This window comes from Psychrobacter sp. UBA2514 (genome assembly GCF_002341255.1).
Classification (GTDB): Bacteria; Pseudomonadota; Gammaproteobacteria; order Pseudomonadales; family Moraxellaceae; genus Psychrobacter; species Psychrobacter pacificensis.
This window is the reverse complement of sequence record NZ_DDNS01000052.1, coordinates 40,507-58,096: the sequence shown is the minus strand read 5'-3', so window position 1 is coordinate 58,096 and position 17,590 is coordinate 40,507. Positions and strand designations below refer to the sequence as shown.

The window sequence follows — 17,590 nt, the reverse complement described above, 5'->3', positions numbered from 1 at the left end:
ATGGCTTGTATTTGAAAGCAACTCTGCACTGACTCTACTGTCTTAATTAGCTTGGCAGCATAGGCAGCCAAACAACCAAGGCCAAAAGCGTCACTAGTAACACAGGAGGCGTAATCAGCAGGCCTATTTTTATATATTGTCCCCAGCTAATTTTGTAGTTTTTTTCTGCCAATACATGCAACCATAATAACGTCGCAAGACTGCCAATCGGTGTAAACTTAGGGCCCAAATCGTTGCCGATTACATTGGCATAAATCATCAGTTCTCGCGTCGCAGCGGGCACTTGCGCCTGATCAATCGCGAGCGCACCGACCAAAGTCGCTGGCATATTATTCATGATAGACGCGACAATGGCAGATAAAAACCCAGTCCCTACTGTGGCAATGACTGCGCCCTGCCCTCCTAGCCAGTTAAGCACGCGCGCGCCATAGGCGGTAAGACCTGCATTGCCCAAGCCATACACCACCAAATACATACCAATCGAAAACAGGACGATTTGCCAAGGAGCTTTGCGTACGACATCACTGACAGAAATCACCGCGCCGCGTCCGCCTTGCCACAAACGACCAGCGATGGCCATTAGCAACAATGCGATAGCGCCAGTGACAAGTGAAATAGGTAACCCTAGCGGCTCGGTCGCAAAATAAGCAACCAGTAGCAAACCCAACAATGGAAAAGCGGCGCGAAAGACCAATGGATCGGTAATAGCGGATGCAGGGGCACTTAGATTATCGACTGGATAGTGCTTAGGAATATGACGGGCATAGACCATCCACAATACCAGTAGCGTCGCCAATACGGACACAATATTCACGGGCACCATAACTGCCGCATAACGCCCAAAACCAATATCAAAATAATTGGCGCTAACGATATTAACTAAATTTGAGGTGACCAAGGGCAGACTTGCTGTATCAGCGATAAAACCCGTCGCGATGATAAAAGCTAAAGCGGAAGGTGGTGCAAAATTTAGGCGCAGCAAGATCGCAATCACAATGGGCGTCAGTAATAGCGCCGCCCCATCATTGGCAAAAAACGCAGAAATAAACGCACCCAATATAACAATCATCGGAAACAGCAGTCGCCCTTGCCCATTGCCAAGGCGTGCCACATGCAGCGCTGCCCAACCAAAAAATCCTGCTCTATCCAAGATAAGCGAGATGATGATCAGCGCCACAAAAGTAAAGGTCGCATCCCAAACAATATCCCACACGATACCGACATCTGATAGCTGCACGACGCCAAGCGCTAACGCGACCAAGGCGCCGCCCATCGCACTCCAACCGATACCCAACCCTTTCGGTTGCCATATTACCAGCACCAGAGTGACAACAAAAATAGCGAACGCAAGCATGGCACAGCCTTACTTAAATAATAATGTTAATGTGATTGTATTGGGGTAACAGTCTTAGCGTATCCGTATCAAAGCGACTTTTGATTGACGCGGTTCGATACTTCTTCAGCGCTCTCGACGCGTTCTGAATAGCGATCGGTAAGATACGCTGAGCGTCCGCGGGTAAGCCAAGTAAATTTCACCAACTCTTCGCAGACATCGACAAGACGCAGATATAACGGCGACATATCCATGCGATTGTTATCGTTAAATTCTAAAAAGGCTTTGGGTATAGAGGACTGATTAGGGATAGTGATCATCCGCATCCAACGTCCAAGAATACGCATCTGATTGACCGTATTAAAGCTTTGACTGCCGCCACTGACTTGCATTAGTGCTAAGGTTTTACCCTGTGTTGGACGCACGCCACCCAAAGACAGCGGAATCCAATCGATTTGCGCTTTCATGATACTGGTGATACTGCCATGACGCTCTGGACTCACCCAAAGCATCCCTTCTGACCACTGCGCCAACTCTCGTAGCTCTTGCACTTTTGGATGATCTGAATCTACATCGTCAGGCAGTGGCAAGCCTGATGGGTCAAACATCCGCACCTCACAACCATACCAGCGTAACAGTCGGCTCGACTCTTCCGCGGCCAATCTAGAGAATGAGCGCGCGCGGACAGAGCCGTACAACACCAATATTTTGGGCGCATGACGTGGGTCATTAGGCGCGATCAACGACTCAATGTCGATTGGTTGAATATTGTCGACATCGATATTGGGTAAATCGTCAAAGCTAGAATTTGCTGAAGCAGTAGACTCCGTTATTGATGCTGGTTCGGCCTTAGTGTTTGCCATGATAAATGACCTCTCCATCTTCTTTTGTGAAGCTACTGACAGGGTTTGCTAGCAGTTCAAACACGCGCTCTGAAGGACGACATAAGGCCGCACCTTTATCAGTCACCACGATCGGACGATTGATCAAAATAGGATGCGCGATCATGGCATCGATGATGTGATCATCAGAGAGCTCAGGGTTGTCTAGGCCAAGCTCATCATTAACCACCTCTTTACTTCTTAGCAACTCTCTTGGAGAGATTTGCATTTGGGCTAATAACTCAACTAAGCGTGCTCGTGTTGGTGGGTTTTTTAGATATTCCACCACTTCTGGCGTCTCTCCTGATGCTTTCATAATGGCAAGTGTGTTGCGAGAGGTTCCACAATTAGGGTTATGCAAAATTAAAGGTTTCATCGTCATCTTACCTATTTTATCAGTATGTTTATTGAATCGATTATTGGTTTAATGATTATCTTGCTCAGCAGACTCATTTACCCTGCATCCACTTAAACTGTCGATGAGTGAGGCACACAATTCTGGATGGCCTGCACAGCAGTCTTGTAATAAAAATTGAATGACGCTATCCATATGTGAGAGCGACGCCCGATAGATAATTTGCCGACTCTGTCGCTGTGAGACCACCCACCCTGCTCTTGACAGCACTGCTAGATGCGCCGACATGGTATTGTGCGGCACAGAGAGCTGACGGGCTACCTCACCCGCAGGGAGTCCTTCAGGCTCGTGGCTGACCAGCAACCTAAAAGCCTTTAGACGAGTGTCTTGAGAAAGTGCTGCAAAGCTTGCAGTAGCATTAGTTATTTCCATATGTCCAATAATATAGACATATGGAAATAATTCAATGATTTTTGGATGAAATTTTTTCTTTTGGAAGTATCAAAGAACACTCACTATCGTTCAATGAGCCAAACTACTTCTAGCACTAGTGGCTATTATCCTTGGGAGTAATACTGGATAAATTGATTGTATTTGTATTTATAGTTACAGCTTATGGGTTATAACAAGCGCGGTATTACCTAACGCTATAACTTACCGCTGATTTGATAGGTTGTATACTCGACCGACATGAATCAAGCTGATCAGCTTGATCAGTGGCTTTATAAGTAGCTGTGCACTACCAAGAATAAACAGCCACGTCCCATCTGTGGTGAGCGACTCTTTTAAAAAGAAAGACCTACCAATCAAAAACTAAATAGCGATAAGTAAATCATTGACTGCGCCCAACGCATCGTAACGTCGCTGTATCACAATATGATCTTGTCCAACCCCTAAATCTAGCTTTTTACTATCACTCAAAATGCATCCCTTATATATCTATATTTATTAGGCAAACAGATATATCAGGCTGCAAATGCCGCTGTCAACAGAAGGCGCTGTAAGGCGTACGAAAATAAAGAGATTAATACCTGCTATGGCTTATTTATCCAATAATTTTAAGACTAATTTTTACTTATATTACATATTACTGAAAATAGTGGCAAAAAGGATTTTCGATTGATGATCGTGCTATCGTGGGTGGCTCATCTGCAATATACCAAAATATGATGACATTAAGCAAAAACACCTAAACACAAAAAAACCCCAAGTAAACTAATACTTGAGGCGAAACTTGCTTAAACTTTACAGTCTAAATTCGTTTTAAATATGGCGCAGCGGACGGGACTCGAACCCGCGACCCCCGGCGTGACAGGCCGGTATTCTAACCAACTGAACTACCGCTGCTTAGGTCGTCTTAGCTTCTTGCTCTTATTTAAAGAGCCCACTTGCTAAAAAGTGGTGGGTGATGACGGATTCGAACCGCCGACATTCTGCGTGTAAGGCAGACGCTCTACCAACTGAGCTAATCACCCTGAGAACCGTTAAAAAATTGCACTGCAATTTTAGGTTCGCAAGAGAAAATTCCTTAAAGGGAATTTTCTGAAGCTTTTAAAGCAATCAAGCTTTTCAACTTCTAAAGCTATCATCAGCTGTCACACTCAATGTTAACTTAATCAGCTGGGCTTATCTAAGTAAGTCCTCTTGCTGTGGGTGTGTATTATATAGATTTACACTTGGCTGTCAAACGCTATTTTTCAATTTTTTAAATATTTTTCAATTTTATATCGAAATTTTTAGCAAGCATATGTTTTTATTGATTTTATATTTTCATAAAAAATCATTTTTTTTAGACTCGATACTTACTTATTGGTTAATGCTTGCTCAATGTCTTTTTTGATGGCATCTGGCTTGGTCGTTGGCGCATAACGATCGATGACCTGCCCTTTGCTATCGATTAAAAACTTGGTGAAATTCCATTTGATGCCATCTGTCAGTAGGCCACCTTTTTGGTCTTTAAGCCAGTCATAGATAGGATGAGCGTCTGCGCCATTGACATCAATTTTCGCCATCATAGGAAAGCTGACACCATAGTTTTTTTGACAAAACGCGCCGATCTCGTCATTGCTACCGGGATCTTGGCTGCCAAATTGATTACAAGGAAAGCCGATAACGACTAGCCCTTGATCTTTGTATTGTTGATATAACGATTCTAACCCTTCGAACTGCGGAGTGAATCCACATTTGCTTGCCGTATTAACGATTAGCAATACTTTATCTTTATACTCGGAAAACGCTTGCGAGCTGCCATCGATACGCTCAGCGGTAAAGTCATAAATAGTACTCATCATCTATCCTTAAATTGAGAATTTTATTATTTTGATTATTTGTTTCAATAACGCCGTTTTCTTTATCACATGAATATTAGAAACCCTTGAAAAGGAAGCACTCTGTACTTCCCCTCTCACACTTCTAAAATCAGATAAAGGACTTACTTCTCAGATTTATCCAAATCAATAGATACTGAGTTGATACAATAGCGCATACCTGTCGTCTCACGTGGACCATCAGGGAACACGTGCCCTAAATGTGCACCGCAGTTGCTACAGGTGACTTCGGTACGAATCATACCCAATGAGTTGTCAACATGCTCGTCTATCGCGCTGTTATCAATCCCTTGATCGAAACTTGGCCAACCACAACCCGCATCAAACTTGTTGCTTGAATCAAACAAACTGGCACCGCAGCCTTTGCAGCGATAAACACCATCATCAGTTGCATCGTTATAAACGCCTGTAAATGGACGCTCTGTGCCCTTTTCACGCATCACATGATACTCGTCAGCGCTCAAACGCTCTTTCCAGTCAGCTTCGGTCAATTGGCTGATTTCTTCTTTACTCAATTGATTGTCTTGCATAATGTACCCTTATTCGATTATTTATTATTGATAACTATTTTATCGCCATATTATTATAAAAACGATGGGTTATATGTGAAGGTTCACAACTCACTATTCAAGGCATATTTAAAAAGAGTACTGCCAATGCTAGGTGATTTACAGTGCTTTGGGCAGCACCCTTCTAATAAAATACAGTCAATAATATTCGCTTATCTATAGATGTGAGCAAGATATGAGCATCCAGCAAAGAGGAAAAGACACAATATTGCAAGTTATTCTTGCATTTTATAAAAAGCGTTTCTATCTCTTGCAATATTTTTTGTAATGCAATAATATCTTGCATTGGTAAGTTATGAAAAAATATTCAATTTTGTATCATCTATACACGTTCACTGATTGATAAAGGCTCAAATAACAATGTCCGATAGCAATAGTAAAAGCACGCAAGCAGAGCGGCTAGTACAGCTACGCCGAGACAAAGGATTTACCGCAGAGCAGCTAGCACAGGCAATGACAGCCGCTGGTGCAAAGGTCAGTCGCGGCGCTATCTCCAACTGGGAGCGCGGCACTAATGGTATTGTCTCATCTAAGCTACCGACACTGGCTCGTATTTTAGGCTGTAGCGAAGGCTATCTCTTGCGCGGTGATCTTCAAAGTGAAGATACTAGTATGCTTTTATCCGAAGACAACTATTTATCTCAAAGTATGGATTTAGAGACAGCTCACGCTTCAGCTAGCCCATCAGACAATGGGGCAGCTAAGACTCAGCTTGAGACTTTTCCCGACACCGATAAACATTCACAAACCTACCCGACAAAGGGTCACGCTATGAACACCATAAAAAAATCCGATAAATTACAAAACGTCTGCTACGACATTCGCGGCCCCCTACTCCAAACTGCCAATAAAATGGAAGCAGAGGGTAAGCGCATACTGAAGCTAAATGTAGGCAATCCAGCGCCGTTTGGTCTAGAAGCGCCTCATGAAATCTTGCGTGACGTGGCGATGAATTTATCTGAGGCAACGGGTTATTCGGACTCACAAGGGATTTTTTCGGCGCGCAAAGCCATTTTGCAATATTACCAGTCTAAAGGCCTCTTATCAGCAGTTGATGTGCGTGACGTCTATCTGGGTAATGGTGTGTCTGAGTTGATTGTCATGACCATGCAAGCGCTAATGAACGATGGCGATGAAGTCCTGATTCCGATGCCAGATTACCCACTTTGGACAGCAGCGGCTAACCTCGCTGGCGGCACCGCTGTGCATTATCGCTGTAATGAAGCAGACAACTGGCATCCTGATGTTGAGGATATTAAATCTAAAATCACTAGCAAAACAAAGGGCATCGTGGTTATCAACCCCAATAACCCGACAGGCTCCCTTTATAGCGATGAGTTATTAAAACAAATTATCGAAGTTGCTAAAGAGCACAACTTAATCATCATGGCGGACGAGATTTACGATCGTATTCTCTATGATGATAATGTACATACACCGATGAGCACCTTGACCGATGAAGTACTGGTACTCTCATACAATGGCTTGTCAAAGTCACACCGTATTGCCGGATTTCGCTCAGGCTGGATGATGGTGTCTGGACGCAAACAACACGCGACTGACTTTATTGAAGGCTTGGATATGCTGGCATCCATGCGCCTTTGCTCGAATGTTCAAGGACAGTATGCCATCCAAACAGCGATGGGCGGTCATCAGAGTATGCAAGACTTGACCTCCGAAACAGGTCGCCTATATAAACAGCGCGAAATGGCGGTTTCACGTCTCAATGCGATTAAAGGCATTTCTTGTACCATGCCGCAAGGTGCGTTTTACTGTTTTCCAAAAATGGATCCAGAGGTTTACCCTATCACGGATGATATGGACTTTATGATGGACTTACTCGTCGAAGAAAACGTGTTGATGGTGCAAGGCACAGGCTTCAACTGGGACAAACCCGATCATTTTCGTTTGGTCTTTTTGCCTAACTTGCTTGATTTAGAAAATGCGATGGATAGATTGGACCGATTTTTTGCAAAAAAACGCCAGCAGTTTGGCACTGAGTAAATATTCATATGACATTAAAAAACGCTTATCGGCGTCATGCTGATAAGCGTTTTTTATGGCTCTAGAATAAGCTTTAGTGCAGAGCTCTAGCGCCTTAAGATTAAAAAATATTGCTCAATACAATATAGCTGATTGCTGATAGACCAGCAGCAACTGGCAAGGTGATGACCCATGCCAAACCGATTGGTTTCATGAGCGCCCAATTGGTATCTTTATTGACCATACCAATACCCAATACAGCCCCAACCAAGGTATGCGTGCTTGATACAGGAAGACCCATCGTTGATGCGCCCATAACGACAGCAGCAGCGGCCAGCTCAGCTGAGAATCCAGAAGCTGGATGCATCTTCGCTAGATTGGTACCGACAGTTTGAATGACTTCTTTACCGATAAACCAAAGACCAACAATCAGTGCCACACCAAAAGTCAGCATAACAGCAGGTGGTACAGCCGCTTCGGTCGAGATGCTATTGGTACGAATGACATCCATAATCGCAGCAAAAGGACCAACCGCGTTGGCAATATCGTTTGAGCCGTGACTAAAAGCAAATGCTGACGCGGTAAAGACCTGCATCCAGCTAAACATAATAAAGGTGGCTTTGGTCAGATCTTCTTTGTGCTTGCCGCGGATACTTTTGGTATAAATATAAGTTGCAAGCCAAACGAGGGCTGCTATCATCCCCATGATTAAAAAGCCTTGCAGCGTCGTCATACCGTTATTGACGTTTTTCAAACCTTTAAAGATAACCAAGGAGGCCATCACTGCACCGCCCGCAGCCGCAATAATAGGCACCCATTGCTTCAATGCTTTTAAGGTATCGAGGTTGCTGCGCTCGTTTTCAAGCTTATAAAGTTCTTTGTAATAATCCGTCTCTAAATCTTCAACCAAGCAATCATCATCTTTATAGATTTCTTGATCTCGTAGCATCGCTGACGTGTAAGCCAATTGCTCTGACTCTGTCAAGCCATCCAAAAACTCTTTATGGTTTTGCTTTAATACTTTTTTATTGGCTTTTAGCTCACCAATATGCGCTTCTGTTCTATCATTATATTCAATGATATTTTTCTTGATTTGGCCATATAGTAGATAAGACAAAACGCCGCCTAGTAACGGTGATAGAACCCAAGAGATAGCGATAGTGCCAATCTTGCTCCAACTTACCGTTGATAACGCCATTTCAGTACCACCTAACGTGATACCCAATACGATGGAGCTACCCACCACTCCGCCAATAATTGCATGGGTGGTCGACACTGGCAGACCTTTTTTGGTAGCAAATAACAACCAAAACGCAGCAGCAAACAACGCTGAGAGCATGACATAAATAAACTGGTTGGGCTCGACTGAGAGGCCGTCTAAATCGACAATACCGCTTCGGATGGTATCGGTTACTTCACCACCTGCCAGTACGGCGCCCGACACCTCAAATATCGCTGCGATACCCAATGCTTGCGGGATAGTCAGCGTTCCTGCACCCACTGAAGTACCAAAAGAGTTGGCGACATCGTTACCACCGATATTGAATGCCATAAAGACACCAAACGCGGTCGCTATAATAAACAGCGTCGTTTGCTGACGCATGGTGTAATCTAAACCCCACCACAAAAAGTAGATGGTCATCGCAATCAATAAAATGGCAAAAAATAGATTTACTTTCGTAGAGCCGACTGATTGGGTTGGCCCTGTAGAACTGTTGCTAATACCCATACGTTAATACGTCCTGCGTAAGCTGATTGAAATTATATGCGATTAGTAACATTGCGCAGCCATACATGTGAGTTTTAAAACCACACACTAAAGTAGCATGATGATAAATACGCAACGTGCTTTTTAAACAATGAATGCTAAACAATAATATTTAGCGGATTTTGCTGCCGTACCTTAGAATCATTCATCTATGCTTGATTCAAGGCGTTGATAGGCTTCTCTGTAAAAACACATCACATATCAAAAAGCCGCAAAGTATATTGCCCAATCATTTGATTACAGCATCTTGCGGCTTATCTTTCTGGTGATGTTACGGTCTTTATCAGTACATTTTTTATCAATACAGTGTTTATCAATACTTAGATACGGCGATAATGTCTTTTAAATATCTGTACTCATCATAAAATATGCATCTGTCAGCGCATTTTATGACAGGGTAAAGACAATTGCGGCCCTATTATATTAAATATAATCACATAATGCATAATGATATTGCAAGATTTGTAACTGTGAGCGTGTCCACAGAACTCATCCTTTATCAATGACAGATTAAATTTCGTATGTTTCCCTAAGCAAAATTGGGGAAAAATGGTTTTTCAAAAGTATAAATAACTGGCAAATCTTAGTTATTTTGTGATAGCTAATTGCCATCAGATGCTTCCGATAACTGCTGTATGGCATGATCTAAGACGTCTAAACGCGCTTGTCGCTTTTCATTGGTCGCGATAATACACCACGGCGCTGTTTTTGTATTGGTGCGTGCCAGCATATCTGCTGCAGATTGCACGTAATCTGACCATTTATCACGATTGCGCCAATCATCATCAGTGAGTTTGAATTGCTTGTGCGGTGTATCTTGACGGGCTTCGAAGCGTTTTAGCTGCTCTTTTTTATCAATAGCTAACCAGTATTTAATGACCAACGTTCCAGCTGTTGTTAAGTCGGATTCGAAACGATTGATTTCATCATACGCGCGTTGCCACTCCTCATCGGTGGCAAACCCCTCAACACGCTCAACCAATACTCTGCCATACCAAGTCCGATCAAAGATGGCAATACGGCTAACACGGTTGGTTTGTTCATTGGGCAGTTTGGTCCAAAAGCGCCATAAATAAGGGTGCTGAGTCTCGTATAACATCGGTGCGCCGATATTGTAAATTTGATATTCACGTGGATCGAGTGCGGCAACTAGCCTTTTGATTGCGCCTCCTTTCCCAGCCGCATCCATGCCCTCAAAGGCAAAGACAACATGACGACCTTGACGCGCCCGTAGTAATTCAGCGAGACGTGTTTGCTTCTTTGCCAAAGCATCATTATATTCAGACTTACTGATCTTTGAATCATCAATATTGGTCAAGCTTTTCGGTATCTTTACCGGTTCAAACGGCGCCTGTTCAACTTTTGGTTTGGATTTTTTTGTCTTGGACGGTGGTTTTTTTTCTGTAGATTCAGTTGTACTGGCACGACTACTAACGAGCGCCATTTGCATCGCATGTAAGACTTCATGACAAAAATCGTCAGCCGCTGCCGATTTATCATCACCATCAATGATGATCCAGTCATCTTGTTGCCGTAAGAGAGTGGCTGCAACCTCGTTAAATTTTTCGATCACTGTTTTGCTGTTCCAGTCAATTTGATACAAAAACTGCGGATCAGCCTCACTATCCTGTAGACGGCTATGCAGTGTTTCCATATCCACATGGAACCAGCATTTCAGTAGCCTAGTATGATTGGCTATAAGATCCTGCTCAAATGCTTTGAGCTCAGCTAACTGCTGCTGTAAATAGGCTTGCCATTTCGCAATAGGAAGCGCATTTTTATCGATATGTTTTTGATTTTTTGACTGCTTCTTTTTATCTTCGTTATTTGATGTTGCTATGCGCATGACGTTGTATAACAAGTCAGCATACCAATTACCAAAATAAACCATCACATCGCCATGGCGCGGCATCGCGCCGGTATGAACTTGCCAAATAGGCTGATAGCTTAGCGGCGCATGGCCGACGGTTGCCTCAACTTTAAGCAATCTTGGATCGACCCATTGCCTCAATTGCTTAACAGCGGTACCCTTGCCTGCCTGCTCCATCCCATTAACGAGTACCAGCAGCCCCGTTGGTTTATTGAGCGTTGGCGGTGTCTGTTGCCGGGTGGCTCTTAGCGCATACTGCGCCGTAACCAAGGCGAGCCTAAGGGCATCCTTGTCCATAGAAAACTGACTCAAAGGATTGGGCGTTAGGCGCTCCTCGACGACTTGCTCACTAAACTGCGAACTGACCGCTTGTGGTGCCTCTGGTTCAGTAGTATCATTTTTTTGGGACATGATTGGACTCACTTTTATTGTTATTGAATGATATTGTTATTACACTGCTTTGCCATTGAATGATATTAGATACTCTCGCTTGGCAGACTCTTTTTGACACTGCGTTTTATGCTAGAGTAATTTCATCAAGCTATTTCATCATAGCATTGCGCCAATCGAGTAAATAATATTGCTATGTAACAGTTTGGCATTTGTATTCTCATTTATTTTCTTTTATGGTGAACACAATTTTTAATACTTGCTAAAATAGCTATTCAAAAGCCTATGCGGTTAAACAACCACAATAACGCTGCCTCAAATTTTCAATATTATCTATTTTTATTATAGGATTTACTGCCATGACCGCTCTAGCCGACTTGCAACAGCATTTGACACGTTTTTGGGCTCTGCCTCACCATGAAAATGACGTATTGAGAGCCAAGCTCAATGAAGTACAAACATGGCAACAAGTACGTATCCGTCACACCCATCGTGCACTGTTTGAACAACCCAAAAACCAGCTAATGGCAGATTATTTTTTAACGAAGCTATATGGTGGTGATGAGTTCGAGATACTAGCAAAACAACTGGCCCGTATCCTGCCAAAAGCCAAAAAACTAGAACGTCTTGCCAAAGAGTCTGCATTAGAGGCTGGCAGCATGGGTATTCAAGCAGCAATTTTGGCCATTGAGCTGGATCTACATTTGGCTGAGTGGCTACTCGATCAAAACTTACCAGTGAACGCAGACAATATGCTAGCTGCCTACCGTGCGGTTGATGAGGAAGCTGAACGCCGAGTACAGATTGCCAACCTAAAAGACGTTTGTTACCGCACTGACAAACACTTAAATACCTTTATGCTCAAAAAGGCCTTTGCATTGGCAAAAAGTGCTGCTTATCGCAGCAATTACCAGCCACTTTATGATTTCATCGACGCAGGCTTCAAAGCTATGAAACCTTTAAGTAGTGTAAGCAGTTTTATTGAACCGTTTTGTGAACGTGAACTGCTAATTGTTGATGAAGTACATAATGGCGGTAAGCCAGTAGGGTTTGGTGTATCATAGAATCAATACGCTAAATAGCCAATTAATTCTTGGCATATCTCAGGCTGTACATAGCCTAATAAAAACAAATCTTAGGATAATGTGATGACCGACACATCAAGTAATAACAACGCTCATTTGCAGAACAAATTGGTAAAAGACAGTATCGATCACAACCAAGATATCAGCGCGCAAATATTACGCGCGCAGACAGCTGCATCTAATAAAGATAACAGCAATAATGACTTTACTAAAGTCCAAGACCTACCAACTGGAACGCCACAAGGCCAACAAACGACTATGCCAAATACCGAAAAACCAACCAGCACGGATACTTCAGTACGCACAGAAAGGCAAGCGCTTTTCAATCAGCGTGATGATATCAATAACCCACATACGCCTGAAACTGATGGCAATGAGCAAACTCACTTTGGCTATAAGACGGTCAACAAAGCCGAAAAACAAGCACGTGTGGCTGATGTATTCACCTCTGTCGCCAAAAAATACGACATCATGAATGATTTCATGTCATTTGGTATTCATCGTCTATGGAAGCGCTACGCCATTAGCCTATCAGGGGTTCGTGCCGGTCAGCATGTACTCGATATCGCGGGCGGTACAGGCGACTTAGCCAAAGTATTCAGCCGTGAAGTCGGTAGAAATGGCCATGTTGTATTATCTGATATCAATGCTGCCATGCTAGAAGTGGGCCGCGAGCGCTTAATCAATGCTGGCTGCAATAACGTTGATTTTATATTGGCGAACGCTGAAACTTTGGCACCATTTGATGACAACAGCTTTGATTTGGTCACCATCAGCTTTGGTTTACGTAATGTCACCGACAAAGATGCAGCGCTGCGTGCGATGTACCGTGTCCTAAAGCCGGGTGGTCGCTTATTGATTTTAGAATTCTCAAAGCCCGTATTTGAGCCATTATCTAAAGCATATGACTTGTATTCATTCACAGCGCTGCCAATGATGGGCAAACTGATTGCTAATGATTCTGAAAGCTATCAATACTTGGCGGAATCAATCCGTATGCACCCTGATCAGCAGACGCTCAAACAGATGATGCAACAAGCAGGATTTGAGAACTGTGATTATCATAACTTGACTGCTGGCATTGTCGCTGTACATCGTGGTTTTAAAGCGTAAAGTACAATTAGCAATACCATATTAAACCAAACATACTACGCGCTGACTCAAAGGCGCTCAATTAATGATGCGAGAGCCTTATGCTGACTGTTTTACTATTGGCTGGTGCCGAGAAGCTGATTAACATTGCTATTGCGAGTGACGAGATTACCAAGGCAGGGCTAGCGCCGCTTGCTGGTAAAGTACTGCGTCTCAACATGGGCATGCCTGACATTCATTTGGACGTGTTGTTCACTCATGAACGGTTGCGTTTTGAGCCAGTCACGACAGACAGTGTATTTGAGCTAAGTGGTCAGATGAATGAGCGCCAAAAAGCCAGTATGGAGCGTGCCCGTTTTGGTCATAGCCGTCCGGACTGTACCATCACAGTCGATAATCCAGCGCAGCTACTCAATCTGATGCGCGGCGCGGAGGGTAACTTACCAATCGCGGGCGATTACAAAGTACTGATGCAGCTCAAACAGCTGGTGGCTGGCTTTGATCCTGATTTGGCTGGGCAGCTTGAGCCATTAATCGGCAAACCAATGGCCAGCCAAATACATCTTCTTATCTCTCAGCTTAAAGGCAGCTGGCGTCATAGTGCCAAACGTGCATTTGATGATGTCAGCGATTGGGCCAATGATGTGGCAGGCAATAGCGCGCCTGACCCTATTGAGGTCGCTGAAGTAAACGATCTCAAACAGCAGATTCTAAAGTTGCGTGCTGATGTCGAACGTGAAGAGGCCAAACTTGCGGCTATCAAAGAAGAGCAAGCACGTTCCCACAATAACTCGTTTCACCAGTAGTTTGTTTTATTAGTAGCTTGTCTTATCAATGATGAGCACACGCTATTACTGATAGCATTGTCTATAATGACGCATAGCGCCTACCCTATTTTCGTTTTTGTCCAGAGTACCCAATCCCATGCTATTATCTCACCGCGCCCGTCTACTAGAGCTTTGGCGTATCGCCGCAACTTATCGCCTTGATACCCATTTATCTGTCGAAGAAGCGCCGCAACTGCAACCTTTAGCACGCTTAATTCGTACGCATCCAGCAGCATGGGGTAAAAAGCATCAGCCAAATGGAATCAAGTACGCGCTTGAAGAGATGGGTACACTGTTTCTCAAATTGGGTCAATTACTCTCAACGCGTCGCGACTTGGTACCGCCTGAGATTATCGCTCAGTTAGTACAGCTACAGGATAAAGTTAAACCTTTCGACGCTGATATTGCTGTCGCTCAAATTGAGCATCCAAAACATGGCCTCGGTCAGTCCATCGATACATTGTTTGCACGATTTGATATTAAACCACTAGCGGCAGCCTCTATCGCCCAAGTCCATACTGCAGCTCTGCATGATGGGCGTGAAGTGGTGGTTAAAGTCGTGCGTCCTGATATTCGCACGGTGATTGTCTCTGATTTTGAATTATTGCGAGAACTGGCAAGTTGGGCATCGGCGCGTATCGAAGCGGCGCGTGCTGTTCATATCATCGATATTGTTGAAGACTATCGACAAGTAATGCTCAATGAGCTGGATTTGACCCTTGAGGCGGACAACACTACCCAGATGCGCAATAACTTCTTGGGTTCAGCATTGATGTATGTGCCTGAAGTATATGATGCTGCCAAAAACGTGATGGTCATGGAGCGTATCCAAGGCGTTCCCATCTCACAAGTTGAGGTGTTTGATCAGTTGGGTTATGACCGTGCCGCGCTTGCAGAGAAAGGCTTGACGATATTTTTCACCCAAGTCTTTCGGGATAACTTTTTTCATGCTGATATGCATCCGGGCAATGTGTTTGTTGAGACGCCACCTGTCAAAACATTACATGCAGATATGGCAGCGGTTGATTTGGGTCATCAGCCACGCTATATCGGGCTTGATTGTGCCATCATGGGTACCCTGTCAAAAGATGATCAGCTTATCGTGGCACGTATGTTACTTGCAGTCATGAATAACAACTTCACCGCGGTCGTCGACATCGTTAGCCGTGCAGGTTGGATACCACCAAATGCTGATAAACATGCGCTGATGCGTGATATGAAGCGTACCGTAGGCCCCATGCTACAAAAATCAATCAACGATATCGATTTTGCTGGTGTGCTGATGCAGATTTTAGACATTGCTCGTCGCCATCATATGAGTATCCCGCCGCAGCTGATGCTATTACTCAAAACCTTGGTACATGTAGAAGGGCTCGGTCGTGACCTCTATCCTGATCTTGATATCTGGTCACTTGCCAAACCAATCTTGAGTAGCTGGATTAAAGAACAGTTAGACCCGATGCGTAACTTACAACAGTTGCGCCAACAGTTACCTGAGCTACTCTTGTCTACTACCGACATTCCAAAGCTACTGGATCAAGGGCTACAAAGCCTTGCCTCACAAGGCTCACGGCAAGACAGCCAACTGCGTGAAATACAACAAATACGCGCCGATATGCTCAACGACCGTCGCCGCGACTGGTTGGCATTGGCAGGATTCGGAATCAATATTGGCATTGCGACTCAAGTAGGCTGGTTTGCACCTTTCTTTTATTTGTTAGCTATTGTGGTGGTCATTTGGCGTATCCTAGCTTAATTACCATAGGACAAATTCCTGTCAATGACACATATTAAATAGATATTGAATATGCTTTAATGCTAAATAGTCGCATTATCTATAGGATTCATCATGTCATCACTACCATTGTCACAGACTCATAATACTATCAAGCCAGATCATAGCTTGGCTATTACAGCCTTACAGGAACGTTTTGGCAAACAACTGAGTGTGAATTCGACAGTGCGTGAGCAGCATGGCCATACAATGACGTGGTTCACCAATCAGCCACCAGATGCAGTATTAACGGTACAGGACAAACAGGAAGTAGCAGCGGCGGTCGAGATTTGTAATCAGTATGAGATGCCAGTGATTGCTTTTGGTATCGGTTCATCTTTGGAAGGCCAGCTCAATGCACCTTATGGTGGGTTATGCATCGACATGCACGCAATGAATGCCATTTTGCAGGTTCATAATGAAGATTTGACCGTTACCGTTCAGCCTGGCGTGACGCGTGAGCAACTGAACCATTATCTGCGCGATGCAGGGCTGTTTTTTCCGATAGATCCCGGCGCCAATGCCAGTATCGGTGGTATGGTCGCCACTCGTGCGTCGGGCACCAATGCGGTACGCTACGGTACCATGAAAGATGTGGTACTCGCGCTCGAGGTTGTCACTGCGAGCGGAGATATCGTACGTACAGGCACGCGGGCCAAAAAATCTGCCGCAGGGTATGATTTAACACGGCTGAAATCAAAACATACATAGAGTCAAAGCAATAATCAAAAAAAATGCGCCTGCTTTTAATTAGAAGCAGGCGCATTTTTAATGCTCATTGTCATAACATTTGATCAATTGCCATCTGTGTTAGCACCCGTCCACGAGCAGTACGCAATACATACCCTTGTTGAATAAGGTAAGGCTCAATCACGTCCTCAAGCGTACCTCTATCCTCAGCCATTGCCGCTGCCACGGCTTCCACCCCAGCAGGACCACCATCAAAACGCTCGTGTAATATCTCTATATAGCGTCTGTCTAGATGATCGAGTCCTCGTCTGTCCACTGCCAACATGTCTAACGCACTGCCTGCAATGGCACCATTGATACTACCATCGCCTTTTACCTCAGCATAATCACGCACACGGCGTAACAGGCGGTTAGCAATCCTTGGTGTACCGCGTGCACGGCGGGCAATCTCTATAGCGCCATCCTCACTCATTGGTACACGCATCAGGCGTGCTGCTCGGCTCACAATTGTTGTGAGATCCGCAATATTATAGAACTCTAAACGCTGGACAATACCAAAACGATCACGCAGCGGTGAGGTCAATAGCCCAGCTCTGGTAGTTGCTGCCACCAATGTAAACGGTGGCAGGTCAAGTTTAATAGAACG

At 44.3% G+C, this 17,590-nt stretch carries 15 protein-coding genes, 2 tRNA genes and 1 pseudogene; 6 read left to right on the top strand and 12 right to left on the bottom strand.

What is annotated here, in order from left to right; all coding sequences use genetic code 11:
- Positions 1 to 46: 46 nt before the first annotated feature.
- The 9 genes from B3V51_RS12615 to msrB all read right to left on the bottom strand — a co-directional run bounded on the left by B3V51_RS12615 (position 47) and on the right by msrB (position 5,426).
- Positions 47 to 1,354, bottom strand: coding sequence for an arsenic transporter (locus tag B3V51_RS12615; protein ID WP_071001947.1), 1,308 nt, complete (start codon positions 1,352 to 1,354; stop codon positions 47 to 49).
- A gap of 68 nt (positions 1,355 to 1,422) precedes the next feature.
- Positions 1,423 to 2,196 carry an arsenical resistance protein ArsH gene (arsH, locus tag B3V51_RS12610; protein ID WP_223333026.1) on the bottom strand — a complete coding sequence of 258 codons (774 nt, stop codon included), beginning with the start codon at positions 2,194 to 2,196 and terminating at the stop codon, positions 1,423 to 1,425.
- Entirely contained in the window at positions 2,183 to 2,590 is a 408-nt protein-coding gene (gene arsC, locus B3V51_RS12605) for an arsenate reductase (glutaredoxin) (RefSeq protein WP_093068772.1), read from the bottom strand. The genes arsH and arsC overlap by 14 nt, the downstream gene beginning before the upstream one ends.
- Before the next feature lie 48 nt (positions 2,591 to 2,638).
- Positions 2,639 to 3,001, bottom strand: coding sequence for an ArsR/SmtB family transcription factor (locus tag B3V51_RS12600; RefSeq protein WP_093068769.1), 363 nt, complete (start codon positions 2,999 to 3,001; stop codon positions 2,639 to 2,641).
- Positions 3,002 to 3,223: 222 nt separating this feature from the next.
- Entirely contained in the window at positions 3,224 to 3,379 is a 156-nt protein-coding gene (locus tag B3V51_RS12910; protein WP_197496725.1) for a YrhK family protein, read from the bottom strand.
- 460 nt (positions 3,380 to 3,839) lie between these two features.
- Positions 3,840 to 3,916, bottom strand: a tRNA-Asp gene (locus B3V51_RS12595).
- A gap of 52 nt (positions 3,917 to 3,968) precedes the next feature.
- A tRNA-Val gene (locus B3V51_RS12590) sits at positions 3,969 to 4,044 on the bottom strand.
- A 327-nt stretch (positions 4,045 to 4,371) separates the two neighbouring features.
- Positions 4,372 to 4,857: a glutathione peroxidase gene (locus tag B3V51_RS12585; RefSeq protein ID WP_286708526.1), complete on the bottom strand. Its 486-nt coding sequence runs from the start codon at positions 4,855 to 4,857 to the stop codon at positions 4,372 to 4,374.
- A gap of 143 nt (positions 4,858 to 5,000) precedes the next feature.
- Positions 5,001 to 5,426: a peptide-methionine (R)-S-oxide reductase MsrB gene (msrB, locus tag B3V51_RS12580; RefSeq protein WP_058025889.1), complete on the bottom strand. Its 426-nt coding sequence runs from the start codon at positions 5,424 to 5,426 to the stop codon at positions 5,001 to 5,003.
- Between the two features lie 399 nt (positions 5,427 to 5,825).
- On the opposite strand from msrB, the gene B3V51_RS12575 reads away from it, so the two are divergent.
- Positions 5,826 to 7,469 carry an aminotransferase class I/II-fold pyridoxal phosphate-dependent enzyme gene (locus B3V51_RS12575; RefSeq protein ID WP_093068767.1) on the top strand — a complete coding sequence of 548 codons (1,644 nt, stop codon included), beginning with the start codon at positions 5,826 to 5,828 and terminating at the stop codon, positions 7,467 to 7,469.
- A 100-nt stretch (positions 7,470 to 7,569) separates the two neighbouring features.
- Here the strand turns inward: B3V51_RS12575 and B3V51_RS12570 are convergent, their stop codons facing one another.
- Both B3V51_RS12570 and B3V51_RS12565 read right to left on the bottom strand, forming a co-directional pair.
- Positions 7,570 to 9,177, bottom strand: coding sequence for an inorganic phosphate transporter (locus tag B3V51_RS12570; protein WP_093068765.1), 1,608 nt, complete (start codon positions 9,175 to 9,177; stop codon positions 7,570 to 7,572).
- A 640-nt stretch (positions 9,178 to 9,817) separates the two neighbouring features.
- Positions 9,818 to 11,497 carry an ATPase gene (locus B3V51_RS12565; RefSeq protein WP_286708525.1) on the bottom strand — a complete coding sequence of 560 codons (1,680 nt, stop codon included), beginning with the start codon at positions 11,495 to 11,497 and terminating at the stop codon, positions 9,818 to 9,820.
- Between the two features lie 338 nt (positions 11,498 to 11,835).
- On the opposite strand from B3V51_RS12565, the gene B3V51_RS12560 reads away from it, so the two are divergent.
- The 5 genes and pseudogenes from B3V51_RS12560 to B3V51_RS12540 form a co-directional block, all read left to right on the top strand.
- Complete coding sequence (locus B3V51_RS12560; protein ID WP_071001955.1) at positions 11,836 to 12,540, top strand: FFLEELY motif protein; 705 nt, start codon at positions 11,836 to 11,838, stop codon at positions 12,538 to 12,540.
- Between the two features lie 84 nt (positions 12,541 to 12,624).
- Positions 12,625 to 13,674 carry a bifunctional demethylmenaquinone methyltransferase/2-methoxy-6-polyprenyl-1,4-benzoquinol methylase UbiE gene (ubiE, locus tag B3V51_RS12555; RefSeq protein ID WP_071001956.1) on the top strand — a complete coding sequence of 350 codons (1,050 nt, stop codon included), beginning with the start codon at positions 12,625 to 12,627 and terminating at the stop codon, positions 13,672 to 13,674.
- 80 nt (positions 13,675 to 13,754) lie between these two features.
- A complete protein-coding gene (locus B3V51_RS12550) occupies positions 13,755 to 14,459 on the top strand; it encodes a ubiquinone biosynthesis accessory factor UbiJ (RefSeq protein ID WP_286708524.1) in 705 nt (234 codons plus the stop codon).
- Between the two features lie 118 nt (positions 14,460 to 14,577).
- Positions 14,578 to 16,236, top strand: coding sequence for an ABC1 kinase family protein (locus tag B3V51_RS12545; protein WP_071001958.1), 1,659 nt, complete (start codon positions 14,578 to 14,580; stop codon positions 16,234 to 16,236).
- A gap of 93 nt (positions 16,237 to 16,329) precedes the next feature.
- A pseudogene (locus tag B3V51_RS12540) lies at positions 16,330 to 16,947 on the top strand (FAD-binding oxidoreductase); the annotation flags it as partial.
- Positions 16,948 to 17,035: 88 nt separating this feature from the next.
- On the opposite strand, the gene B3V51_RS12535 reads toward B3V51_RS12540, so the two are convergent.
- A partial coding sequence (locus B3V51_RS12535; protein ID WP_286708523.1) for a Holliday junction DNA helicase RuvB C-terminal domain-containing protein occupies positions 17,036 to 17,590 on the bottom strand: 555 nt, incomplete at its 5' end.

Coding starts and splice junctions, on each gene's coding strand:
- arsC (WP_093068772.1), bottom strand. CDS start 2,590: ATGAAACCTTTAATTTTGCATAACCCTAATTGTGGAACCTCTCGCAAC.
- msrB (WP_058025889.1), bottom strand. CDS start 5,426: ATGCAAGACAATCAATTGAGTAAAGAAGAAATCAGCCAATTGACCGAA.
- B3V51_RS12600 (WP_093068769.1), bottom strand. CDS start 3,001: ATGGAAATAACTAATGCTACTGCAAGCTTTGCAGCACTTTCTCAAGAC.
- B3V51_RS12570 (WP_093068765.1), bottom strand. CDS start 9,177: ATGGGTATTAGCAACAGTTCTACAGGGCCAACCCAATCAGTCGGCTCT.
- B3V51_RS12545 (WP_071001958.1), top strand. CDS start 14,578: ATGCTATTATCTCACCGCGCCCGTCTACTAGAGCTTTGGCGTATCGCC.
- B3V51_RS12560 (WP_071001955.1), top strand. CDS start 11,836: ATGACCGCTCTAGCCGACTTGCAACAGCATTTGACACGTTTTTGGGCT.
- ubiE (WP_071001956.1), top strand. CDS start 12,625: ATGACCGACACATCAAGTAATAACAACGCTCATTTGCAGAACAAATTG.
- B3V51_RS12585 (WP_286708526.1), bottom strand. CDS start 4,857: ATGAGTACTATTTATGACTTTACCGCTGAGCGTATCGATGGCAGCTCG.
- B3V51_RS12550 (WP_286708524.1), top strand. CDS start 13,755: ATGCTGACTGTTTTACTATTGGCTGGTGCCGAGAAGCTGATTAACATT.
- B3V51_RS12565 (WP_286708525.1), bottom strand. CDS start 11,497: ATGTCCCAAAAAAATGATACTACTGAACCAGAGGCACCACAAGCGGTC.
- B3V51_RS12575 (WP_093068767.1), top strand. CDS start 5,826: ATGTCCGATAGCAATAGTAAAAGCACGCAAGCAGAGCGGCTAGTACAG.
- arsH (WP_223333026.1), bottom strand. CDS start 2,196: ATGGCAAACACTAAGGCCGAACCAGCATCAATAACGGAGTCTACTGCT.
- B3V51_RS12615 (WP_071001947.1), bottom strand. CDS start 1,354: ATGCTTGCGTTCGCTATTTTTGTTGTCACTCTGGTGCTGGTAATATGG.